This is a genomic window from Streptomyces sp. B15 (genome assembly GCF_018070605.1).
In the GTDB taxonomy this organism is placed as follows: Bacteria; Actinomycetota; Actinomycetes; order Streptomycetales; family Streptomycetaceae; genus Streptomyces; species Streptomyces smyrnaeus.
Window position 1 is genome coordinate 25,531 of the sequence record NZ_JAGPXJ010000081.1, and the last position, 10,204, is coordinate 35,734.

The following is a 10,204-nucleotide window of genomic DNA, read 5'->3' on the forward strand; positions in this document are numbered from 1 at the left end:
CCTTGTCCTTGTCGACGGGGTCGGCCTGGTGGCCGATCCCTCCTCCGGCCGCCCGCTGAAGGTTCTCGGCCTCCAGCCGCGTCTTGAGCGCCTCCGCCTTGGGGTCGAGCTTGGCGGCGGCGAACCGCGAGTACCACCAGGCGATCAGAAAGGTCGTCAGGAACTGTGCGAGGCCGAAGACGAAGGCGACGTTGATGTTGCCGACGACTTTGGTGCCCATGAAGTCGCCCGCGTAGTTGGAGAGCAGGACGTACAGCAGGTACCAGATGATGAACCCGACGGTGAGCGGGAAGACGAACGAGCGGTAACTGCGCCGCAGATCCCCGAACTCGGCGCTGTGCTGCACGTCCGTGTAGTCCCGGGGGCCCGGCGGGCCGGGACTCGCGTGCTCTGGGGCGGTGTCCACAGTGACTCCAGACGAAACGTGAGGAACGTGATGGGGGGCTATAGATGTGACCCATATCTCAATGGGCGCACGGTGCGCGCATCGTAGATCGTGTACGGGTCCCGCAACAGGGGGTCGGTAGTTGAAAGCGATATGACCGATCACGGTTGTGCACAGCCTTCGGACTTTCTCCATCAATCCATTGCAGTTACCTGGCTCTCAGGGATAACTTCCGTCGTCGGTGGACAACTTCAGACGACATGGAGACCCCATGGATTTGCGACCATCCAGACGGCGGCGCGCCCTCGCGGTGCCGTTGGGACTGGTACTGACCGCCTCCCTCGGCCTGGCGGGCGCGGCTGCCGCGAACGCGCAGGACTCCGACGGTGCCGCGGCGCCCAAGGCGAAGGCCGGCGAGAAGCTGAGCTACATCGTCAACACCGAAACCGACGGCGGTACCGTCAAACGTGTCAAGAGGGAGATACGCGAGGCTGACGGCAAGATCGTCGCCACGTACAAGAAGATAGGCGTCATCGTCGCGCACTCCAGCAACCCGGGGTTCGGCGAGGCGCTGCGCGCGGTCGACGGTGTCGACTCGGCGGGTGCCACCCGCACCGCGCCGCTCAAGGCCGCGACCACCACCGAGGTGGGCAAGCCGCACTTCGTCAAGGAGCCCAAGGCGAAGTCGACCCTGGCCAAGGCGCAGGCCAACGACCAGGAGCCGCTGGAGTCCCTGCAGTGGGACAAGCGGGCCATCAAGGCCGACAAGGCGGCCAAGATCGACCAGGGCAGCAAGAAGGTCACCGTCGGCGTCATCGACACCGGGGTGGACGACACCCACCCGGACCTGAAGCCCAACTTCTCCGCGAAGCAGTCCGCGAACTGCGTCGGCGGCAAGGCCGACACCACGCCCGGCGCCTGGCGTCCGTACAACGCGGACGAGGATTACCACGGCACCCACGTGGCGGGCATCATCGCGGCGCCCCGCAACGGCGTCGGCATCGCCGGCACCGCGCCCGGCGTGAAGGTCGCCTCCCTCAAGGTCAGCGAGCCCGAGACGTCGCTGTTCTACAGCGAGGCCGTCGTGTGCGCGATGGTCTTCGCGGCCGACCACGGCATCGAGGTGACCAACAACAGCTACTACGTCGACCCGTGGCTCTACAACTGCGACAACCAGGCCGACCAGAAGGCCATCGCCGAGTCCGTGCAGCGTGCCATCAGGTACGCGCAGGGCAAGGGCGTCACCACCGTCAGCTCGGCCGGCAACTCCTCGCACGACCTCGCGGCAGCCGAGATCGTGGACGACACGAGCCCGAACGACACCACGCCGGTGAAGCGCACCATCAACCCGGCCACCTGCCCGGACGTGCCCACGATGCTCAACGGCGCCACCTCCGTCTCGTCGACCGGCCCGGAGAACCTCAAGTCCTACTACTCCAACTACGGCCGGTACGAGATCGATGTCACGGCGCCCGGCGGTGACCGCGCGTTCCAGACCCCGGAGGAGCCCGCCAAGGACGGTGGCGTGCTGTCCACCATGCCGAACGGCGACTACGCCTACCTCCAGGGCACCTCGATGGCCGGACCGCAGGTCGCGGGCGTGGCGGCGCTCATCAAGAGCAACCACCCCAAGGCCAGTGCCCAGGAGATCTCCTGGATGCTGAAGGCGCAGGCGCAGACCCTGCCGTGCCCGGAGAAGTACGACCCGGGCAACCGCGGCACCTACGCCGCGAACTGCACCGGGGTGAAGGGGAACAACAGCTTCTACGGCCATGGGATCGTGGACGCGCTGGCGGCCGTCACGAAGTGACGACCGCACCGACCGCCCGCTGCTGTCACGGCAGGCAGGGCAGTCGCTGAGCGGGGCCGGACCGCGTACAGCGGTCCGGCCCCTGCTGTTGCCAGGTGTTTCTGCTGACGCCCCGCAGGCCGCGGGTTCCCGCTACCGGTCGGTGGCGAGTTCGGCGGCAGGCTGCGCCGGGGACTGCGCCGGGACCGTCGGCTGTGCAGGGGCGGCGCCCCGGCTGGTCCGGTGCGCCGTGGGCTGCCAGCCCGGGCCGCGGAAGATCCGCCCGGCGCGCTCCCGCCAACTGTGTGCCGCGCGGAGGTCGCGGCCGATGGCCGCGTACTCGTGGGTGGCCACACGCAGCGGGTTGTAGGTGTCGATGTTCTTCGTCAGCCCGAAGACACAGGCGTCGGTCTCCGGGACGAACGAGCCGAACAGCCGGTCCCAGACGATGAGGATGCCGCCGAAGTTGCGGTCCAGATAGCTGCCCTGGGACGCGTGGTGCACCCGATGGTGCGAGGGCGTGTTGAAGACGAACTCGACGGGCCGGGGCAGCTTCCCGATCCGCTCGGTGTGGATCCAGAACTGGTAGACGAGGTTCGTGGAGGAGCAGAACGCGAGGGCCGCCGGATGGACGCCGCAGGCGATCATCGGCACATAGAACGGCCATACGGTCCAGGTCGTCCACGGCTGGCGCAGCGCGGTGGTGAAGTTGAACTTCCTGCTGGAGTGGTGCACCACATGACAGGCCCACAGGATGCGGATCACGTGATGGCCACGGTGCGACCAGTAGTAGAAGAAGTCCTGCGCGAGCAGCATCAGGGGCAGGGTCCACCAGAGGATCGGCACCCGCAGCGGGGTGAGTTCGTAGAGGGCCGCGTAGACGGCGACGATCGGGATCTTCCACAGCGCGTCGAACACCAGGCTGCCGAGCCCCATGGTGATGCTGGTGGCGGCATCCTTCGCCGCGTACCCGGCGGAGTCCTCGTCCGGGTGCAGGCGGTAGCTCACCATCTCGATGACGGTGAGCAGTACGAAGGCGGGGATGGACCAGAGGACGACATCAGGCAAGCTGGACGGCATGTCAGCAAGGTAAGGCCGTCGGCGGAGCCGCGCCAGAGGTTGTTACCGGTTGGTATGAGCTTCCGGCCCCACCGCCGCGCCGTCGAGAGACGCCGAACGCGCCGCGATCGGAGGCGATGTCCTCGTCGGAACCAGGCGGGGTGGGGGTTCCCTCGGGAGGGCCGGCTCGGGGCCCGTCCTCCCGGCGAGGGCGGCGTCCGCGTCAACTACGAAGCGGCACACGGTCGTTCCCGGACCCGACACGATCCCGGATACCGCAGCGACGGTCTCTTCCGGTCGTCCCTCATCGCGAGGACGCGTGAACAGGGCACGGCGGAAAGGATGTTACTCCCCGTACGGCCGGGCGGCGCACGCCCGAGGAGCACACCTGCCGGATTGCGCGGGGCGCGCGCCACGGAGGCGATGCGCGCCGTGCGGTTCTCGGCCATCTGTCCCGCCCTGGGCGAACCCGGCCGCGACCGCTCCCGGTGCGGGCCTGGGCGACGACTTGATCGTCATGTCCGATTCGCCCCCGACCGAAGGGGTTTGAGGTCGCCGTCCCGCTCCCACCTTTCGGCCACGCCGGACGCGTCCGCCGTGAGCCCGGGAGCAGACGCGCCGTGAAGCGCTGTCAGTACCGCCCCGTATTCTCTGTGACCATGCTCGAAGACCAGACGGCACGCACGGACGGGACGTCCACGCGCATCCCCGCGCAACCCGCCGCCGACGCCCCGGCACCCCTCAGCTGGCCCGCCGGATACCCGGACGGCTATGCGGTGGTGGACGTGGAGACCACGGGCCTCGCGCGGGACGACCGGATAGTGTCCGCGGCCGTCTACCGGCTGGACGCACGCGGCGAGGTCGAGGACCACTGGTACACACCCGTCAATCCGCAGCGCGATCCCGGACCCACCTGGATCCACGGGCTGACGTCCGAGGCCCTGGCCGACGCGCCGCTCTTCGCGGAGATCGCCGACGAGTTCGCCACCCGTCTGGAGGGCCGGGTCCTGGTCGCGCACAACGCCATCTTCGACTGGTCGATGATCGCGCGGGAGTACGCCCGGGCGAAGCGCGAGGCGCCGGTGCGCCAGCGGCTGTGCACCATCGCGCTGTCCAAGGAACTGGCCCTGCCACTGCCCAACCACAAGCTGGAGTCCCTCGCCGCGCACTACGGCGTGGTCCAGCAGCGGGCACACCACGCGCTGGACGACGCGCGGGTGCTGGCCGAGGCCTTCCGCCCCAGCCTCCAGCTGGCGGCGCGGCACCAGGTGCGGTTGCCGCTGCTCGCCTGCCAGCCGCTCACCGAGTGGTCGGACGCGGTGGTGTCGCGCCGTGCCGGAGGCGGAGCGAGCACCGGATCCGGCTACCGCTCCTCCGGCGGCGGGTACGGCACCTGGCGCCCCTCACGCAAACGACCCGCCTGCCCGTATCCCAACCCTGGGCGGTACGAACCGGAGGGACGGCTGGTGCAGGGGATGCGGGTGGCCATCTCCGGCGACACCTCTGTCGACCGGGAGCTGCTGGAGGACCGCGCCATCGAGGCGGGGCTGCACATCGCGACCAGCGTCTCGCGGCTCACCAGCCTCCTGGTCACCAACGACCCGGACTCCCCCACCTCGAAGGTGGTCAAGGCCCGCACCTACGGCACACCCGTCGTCGACGAGGCAGCCTTCACCCAGCTCCTCCAGGATGTGGCCCCCGCGCCGGAGAACTGAAGGGCGCGGGGTACCGTCAGTGAACGTGTACCGCTTCCTCTTGTCCCGGCAGTGGGTGATCCTCACCCTGCTCGCCCTCGTGCTGATCCCCACGATGATCAAGCTGGGTTTCTGGCAGCTGCACCGGCACGAGAGCCGGGTGGCCCGCAACGAGGAAGTGGCCGCGAGCCTGGCGGCGCCGACCGTCCCTGTCACCGAGCTGACCGGGAAGGGCCGGAAGCCCGCCTCCGACGACAAGTTCCGCACGGTCACCGCACGCGGCACCTACGACACCGCGCACGAGGTCGTCGTCCGGCACCGCACCGGCCCGGACCGGGACACCATCGGCTACTTCGTCGTCACCCCGCTCGTCCTGGAGGACGGCTCGGCGATCCTCGTCAACCGGGGCTGGATCCGGGCGGACCGCGATCTGACCGCCTACCCCGAGGTACCCGCGCCGCCGAAGGGCCGGGTCGGTGTCGTGGGGCGGATCATGCCCGACGAGACGACCGAGGCCAGCGGTATCAAGGACACCAAGGGGCTGCCCGACCGCCAGGTCATGCTGATCAACAGCCACAAGCTGGCCGACGAGGTGGACCACCCTCTGCTGTCCGGCTACATCCAGCTGACGAAGACCTCCCCGAAGCCCGCCGGCAAACAGCCCGAGGTGCTGCCCGAGCCCGATCACAGCGGCATCGGCCCGCACATGGCCTACGCGGTGCAGTGGTGGCTGTTCGCCGCAGCGGTACCGGTCGGGTGGGTCGTCCTCGTCCGCCGTGAGGTCAAGGAGCGGCGCGCCGCGGTGGACGCCGCCGCTGAGCAGCCGAACGCGGTGACCGAGCCCGTCTGAGATCCTCCGGAGCCTGCACGTCGCGCGCCGCCAGGGCGGGACGAGGGCGTGGGGACTCCCGCAGCCACCGCGTTCGCCGCCGTCAGGCAGACTGCTCGCATGGACCTTGGACTATCAGAGCGCGTCTACGTCATCACCGGTGGCACCCGGGGGCTCGGGTTCGCCACCGCCGCTCAACTGCTCGCCGAGGGTGCGCGCGTCGTCGTCACCGGCCGCTCGGAGAAGTCGGCCGAGGAGGCGGCGGCGCGACTCGGGGTCGAGGCGTCGGGGGCCGAGGGCCGGGCGCTCGGTGTGGCCGCCGACAACGCCGACCCGCAGACCCCGGAACGGGTGATCGCGGCGGCGCGGGAGCGGTTCGGGCGGTTCGACGGCATGCTCATCAGCGTCGGCGGCCCCCAGGCGGGTGTGCCGGCCGACCAGCTCACCGACGAGCAGTGGCAGACCGCCTTCGACAGCGTCTTCCTCGGTGCCGTCCGGCTGGCCCGCACGGCGGCGGGCGAACTGGGCGAGGGCGGAGTGATCGGCTTCGTCCTCTCCGCCTCCGTACGCGAGCCGATCGCGGGTCTGACCCTCTCCAACGGGCTGCGCCCGGGCCTCGCGGGGTTCGCCAAGACCCTCGCGAACGAGCTGGGCCCGCGCGGCATCCGGGTGCTGGGGCTGATGCCCGGCCGGATCGGCACCGAGCGGTTGCAGTACCTCGACTCCCTCTCCGGCGACGGGGAGGCCACCCGGGAACGCAATGCGGCGGGCATCCCGCTGCGCCGCTACGGCACTCCGGAGGAGTTCGGCCGCACGGCCGCCTTCGTCCTCTCCCCGGCCGCCTCGTATCTGACCGGGTCGATGATCCCGGTCGACGGTGGGGCGCTGCACGGGCTCTGAGGCTGCGCCGCCCTCCCCTGGGGCACTTCGGACGTCGGACGTCAGCTCACGCGTTCCGCACGGTGGCGGGCGGCGCGCATGCGGACCTCGGCCGGGAGGCTTTCCAGCCCGGCCGAGGTCATCGCGTGGCCGATCGCCTCGCGGCGGAGCCGATGGACGGCCGGCCCCGGTTCGGCGTGCGCGGTCAGCACCAGCCCGATGCGCGCCCGCGGCTGGCGGCGCTGCCCCGTCAGGGCGACCCGAGCCCGGTCGACGCCCGGCTGCGACTCCGCCTCCGCGGCGATGACATCCTCCATGGCGCGCGCTCGCAGGGTCGCGCCCTCGCCGTCCCGGCTGTCGATCAGCACCTCGTCCAGTCGCTGCCGCCGCAGCTGCGCCAACAGCCACCACACGCACAGCAGGAACAGCACTGCCAGCACGGCCAGGGCCACCGGCCACCACCAGCCCTCATCGGTCCACCGGGTGCGGTCGGCGTCGCTGAGCACCACGTCCCGGGGCCGGGTCCACGGCCAGCCGGACGGCATGGTGACATTCCAGCGCCGGGGCAGGTCCAGGCCCGCGAAGAGCACGGCCAGGCCCAGCGCCAGCAGCACCAGCCCCACCAGCACGGTCAACACCCGGTTCACGGTCCGCAGCATCGTCCTCGCCTCACCGTCGTTTGGCCGGCCGTCGTACATGGACGGACAGGCCGGGCCTACGGGCCAGGCCCAACTGTCCGATGCCCTCGCGGAGCGCACCGTCCAACTCGCCGCGCACCTCGTCCAGGTCGCGGAAGTGCGCCATTGCGCGGGCGCGGATCTTGCGGCGCGCCACTTTGACCCGGACCGACTGCACACCGGGAATCTGCATCGCACGGTCCCGCAGCACGAGCGCCGCGGCCGAACGCTCCAGGCCGGCGCGCACCTGCGGGACATCCGGCCGCATCGTCAGCAGCGACCGCTTCCCCGGGGTGAGCGCCAGCACCAGCAGCCACAGTCCGAGCGCCGCCACCACCGCGGCGCCCGCCAGCATGAAGGTGTCGTCGAGGCGTCGGCCGGCCAGTTCGTCGGTGAGGCTGCGGCGCCACGCCATACCGGGGCGGCCGGCCCGTACCGAGGCCACGTCGTACAGGAGGATTCCCGTCCCGGCGAACAGCAGCAGCGCGACGATGCCCGCCGGTGCCCGTCGGACCGACCAGAACCGCCCCGCCTTCCCCTCGCCCGAACCCGGCCCGCCGTCCGTGCCGGGGGGCGCGGTCTCGGAATCCGGGGGCTCGGGGGCGGGCGGCTCAGGGTGTTCGGGGGCCTTCTCCAGCGTGGTGCCCCCTCCGCCCGGTGCCGGACTCCGCGCCGGCCCCTGGTGCCCCTGCCCCTGTTGCCGCGCGGCGGTGCGCGGGTCGTTCGCGTCGCCTTCCGGGCTCACGTCACCCTCCCCGAACTGTCGCCCTTGAGCTGCGCCGAGTGCAGCCGTTCGATGTCGAGGGCCACGTCCGGCACGTCCATGCCGACCAGTTCGCCCACGCGCGCGATGACGCGCCTGCGTACGGCGCCGCACTGGGCACCGATGTCCGAGGGGTAGCCCAGCTCCAGCCCGAGCCGCACCCGCGCCGTCCGTTCGCGCACGGTGACCGCCGCCCGGGGCACGGAGCGGCGCACCGGCGGCCCGGCCGCCGCCCCCGACCCCTCTTCCCGGGCCCCCCGCAGCGCCTCCCGCGCCGCCTGGGCCGCGACCTTGGCCACCACGCGGTCGGCGATCCGGGTCGCCCCGCGCTCACCTTCGGGAACCTGCGTCTGTGTCACGGAGTCACCTGCGACGCTCGCTGTCCCGGCCGCGGAAGAAGTCCCCCGCGTCCATGTCCCCGTCCACGAACCGGCCCACCAGGAAGCCGACGGCGCCCAGCGCCGCCACCAGCACGAAGGCTCCGAAACCGCCGAAATACCCGGCGAAGCCCAGCGCCAGGCCGGCGATCAAGCCGACAAAGGCCATGCTCATCGTGCGCTCCTTCACTCGGCACCGCGGCAGGGCGCGCGGCGCGCGATCACTTCCTCAGGCGGGCCGGCGCTGCTCACCTCGGCGTTGTCACTCACTGCAGCCGGGGCCGGTCCTGGTCTTCTTCTTCCTCGTCCTCCTCGTCCGGCAGCTTGACGTCGCTCACCGCGATATTGACCTCGACCACCTCGAGGCCTGTCATGCGCTCGACGGCCGAGATGACGTTCTCCCGCACGGAGCGCGCCACGTCCGAGATCGACACGCCGTAGTCGATGACGATCTCCAGATCGAGTGCCGTCTGCACCTCGCCGACCTCGGCCTTGACGCCGCGGCTGACGGAGCGAGCGCCGCCGCCACCCCCGGGCACCCGGTCCCGGACGGCGCCGAACGTGCGGGCCATCCCGCCGCCCATCGCATGGACGCCGATCACATCGCGGGCCGCCATGCCCGCAATCTTCTCGACCACTCCGTCGGCGATCGTGGTGCGGCCCCGGGAGCCTGCCGGCCCCAGCCCGCCTCGTCGCTGCTGCTGCTCACTCGTACCGCCCGCCTGCTGGCCCGTGGTGCTCGCGCTGCGGTTCTCGGAGCGGTTGGACGTACTGGTCTCGGACATCTCTGCGCCCCTCTCGGAGGTTCGAAGCGGCCTGCCGCTCCGCTGCTCACCGTAAGCACGGTCCGACGGGCACCGCTCGCTCAGCTGCGCCGGGCGCCCCCGATCGGGTGACTGCGGCGCCCGTACGCCGTGCGCTGCGCGAGCGGGCACGGTCGGCGCGGAAGGTTCTCCTTCGGTACGGCAGCAGCGAAGGTGGAAGGGGAGTGCGCGCCATGACGGCGGAACGGCTGACCCAGGTGGTACGCCAACAGCTCGGGATGGGGCGACTCCTGCCGCTGGGCGAGGCGGCGGACGGGGCGTGGGTGACGGAAGAGGCAGCCCTCGACGTCCTCCGTCGGGCGGTACCGGACACCCGGCTGAGCGCGATGCGGGTGGAGCTCTCCGGCCCGGGGACATGGACCGAGCCCGCCGTCCCCCCGCCGCCGAGCGCCCTGCCGCCCGGCCCGCTGACGCTGACCGCCGAGCTGGCGGTCCCCGCCGACCGGCCGGTGCCCGCCGCGGCGGACGAGGTGCGGCACGCACTGCTGGCCGCCGCCGAGCGGGAGCTGGGGCTGGCGCTGGAGAGCGTCGACCTGCGGGTGACGGAACTCATGGACGCGCCCGGTGACATGACGGCCCCCGCCCCGGGCCGCGCCCCGGCAGCCGGGCAAGGCTCCGACACGGAGGCGACCGGGGCAGCCGGGACGGCGGAGGCGACCGGGGCGGCGGGGGCCGCTCATCAGGAAGCGGCCGACCGTGTCAGGCGCGCCGTGCTCGCCGTGGACGGTGTGGCCCGGCTCGCCCCCGTGGTGGGCCCGGCCCTCTCCCGCGTCGCGGCCGGGCCGGCGATCAGCTCAGTCCGGATCGAGGGCGACCCGGAGGCGGGCCGCTGCCACGTCCTGCTCCAATTGGGGGTCTCCCCCACCCGCCGGGTGCTCGCCACCGCCCGCGCCGCCGGCGCTGCCGCCCGCGGTGTGCTGGGTGCCGC

General features: G+C 71.7%; 11 protein-coding genes and 1 pseudogene. 5 read left to right on the forward strand and 7 right to left on the reverse strand.

What is annotated here, in order from left to right; genetic code table 11:
- Nucleotides 1-70: 70 nt before the first annotated feature.
- Nucleotides 71-346 (reverse strand): annotated as a pseudogene (locus tag KBY19_RS36900) (DUF485 domain-containing protein); the annotation flags it as partial.
- Between the two features lie 310 nt (nt 347-656).
- Between KBY19_RS36900 and KBY19_RS28150 the strand changes: the two are divergent.
- Nucleotides 657-2,195 (forward strand): S8 family serine peptidase, encoded by a 1,539-nt coding sequence (locus KBY19_RS28150; RefSeq protein ID WP_180289588.1) that lies wholly within the window; start codon nt 657-659, stop codon nt 2,193-2,195.
- A gap of 132 nt (nt 2,196-2,327) precedes the next feature.
- Here KBY19_RS28150 and KBY19_RS28155 read toward each other — a convergent pair whose 3' ends face one another.
- The gene (locus KBY19_RS28155; protein WP_185016484.1) at nt 2,328-3,254 is read right to left on the reverse strand and encodes a sterol desaturase family protein; all 927 of its coding nucleotides are present in this window, start codon (nt 3,252-3,254) and stop codon (nt 2,328-2,330) included.
- 638 nt (nt 3,255-3,892) lie between these two features.
- Between KBY19_RS28155 and KBY19_RS28160 the strand changes: the two genes are divergently transcribed.
- The 3 genes from KBY19_RS28160 to KBY19_RS28170 all read left to right on the forward strand — a co-directional run bounded on the left by KBY19_RS28160 (nt 3,893) and on the right by KBY19_RS28170 (nt 6,656).
- Entirely contained in the window at nt 3,893-4,948 is a 1,056-nt protein-coding gene (locus KBY19_RS28160) for a DEDDh family exonuclease (RefSeq protein ID WP_185016485.1), read from the forward strand.
- A gap of 25 nt (nt 4,949-4,973) precedes the next feature.
- Entirely contained in the window at nt 4,974-5,777 is an 804-nt protein-coding gene (locus tag KBY19_RS28165) for an SURF1 family protein (protein ID WP_185016486.1), read from the forward strand.
- A 99-nt stretch (nt 5,778-5,876) separates the two neighbouring features.
- Nucleotides 5,877-6,656 (forward strand): SDR family oxidoreductase, encoded by a 780-nt coding sequence (locus tag KBY19_RS28170; protein WP_099879351.1) that lies wholly within the window; start codon nt 5,877-5,879, stop codon nt 6,654-6,656.
- A 41-nt stretch (nt 6,657-6,697) separates the two neighbouring features.
- On the opposite strand, the gene amaP is transcribed toward KBY19_RS28170, so the two are convergent.
- The 5 genes from amaP to KBY19_RS28195 form a co-directional block, all read right to left on the reverse strand.
- Complete coding sequence (gene amaP, locus KBY19_RS28175; protein WP_210966966.1) at nt 6,698-7,294, reverse strand: alkaline shock response membrane anchor protein AmaP; 597 nt, start codon at nt 7,292-7,294, stop codon at nt 6,698-6,700.
- Between the two features lie 10 nt (nt 7,295-7,304).
- Nucleotides 7,305-8,057 carry a DUF6286 domain-containing protein gene (locus KBY19_RS28180; RefSeq protein WP_307843644.1) on the reverse strand — a complete coding sequence of 251 codons (753 nt, stop codon included), beginning with the start codon at nt 8,055-8,057 and terminating at the stop codon, nt 7,305-7,307.
- Nucleotides 8,054-8,434: a hypothetical protein gene (locus KBY19_RS28185; RefSeq protein ID WP_099879355.1), complete on the reverse strand. Its 381-nt coding sequence runs from the start codon at nt 8,432-8,434 to the stop codon at nt 8,054-8,056. The genes KBY19_RS28180 and KBY19_RS28185 overlap by 4 nt, the downstream gene beginning before the upstream one ends.
- A 4-nt stretch (nt 8,435-8,438) precedes the next feature.
- A complete protein-coding gene (locus tag KBY19_RS28190; RefSeq protein ID WP_099879357.1) occupies nt 8,439-8,627 on the reverse strand; it encodes a hypothetical protein in 189 nt (62 codons plus the stop codon).
- Between the two features lie 91 nt (nt 8,628-8,718).
- Nucleotides 8,719-9,237, reverse strand: a complete 519-nt coding sequence (locus tag KBY19_RS28195) for an Asp23/Gls24 family envelope stress response protein (RefSeq protein ID WP_099879359.1) — start codon at nt 9,235-9,237, stop codon at nt 8,719-8,721.
- 212 nt (nt 9,238-9,449) lie between these two features.
- Here KBY19_RS28195 and KBY19_RS28200 point away from each other — a divergent pair.
- The coding region (locus KBY19_RS28200; RefSeq protein ID WP_210966967.1) for a hypothetical protein at nt 9,450-10,204 on the forward strand (755 nt) is incomplete at its 3' end.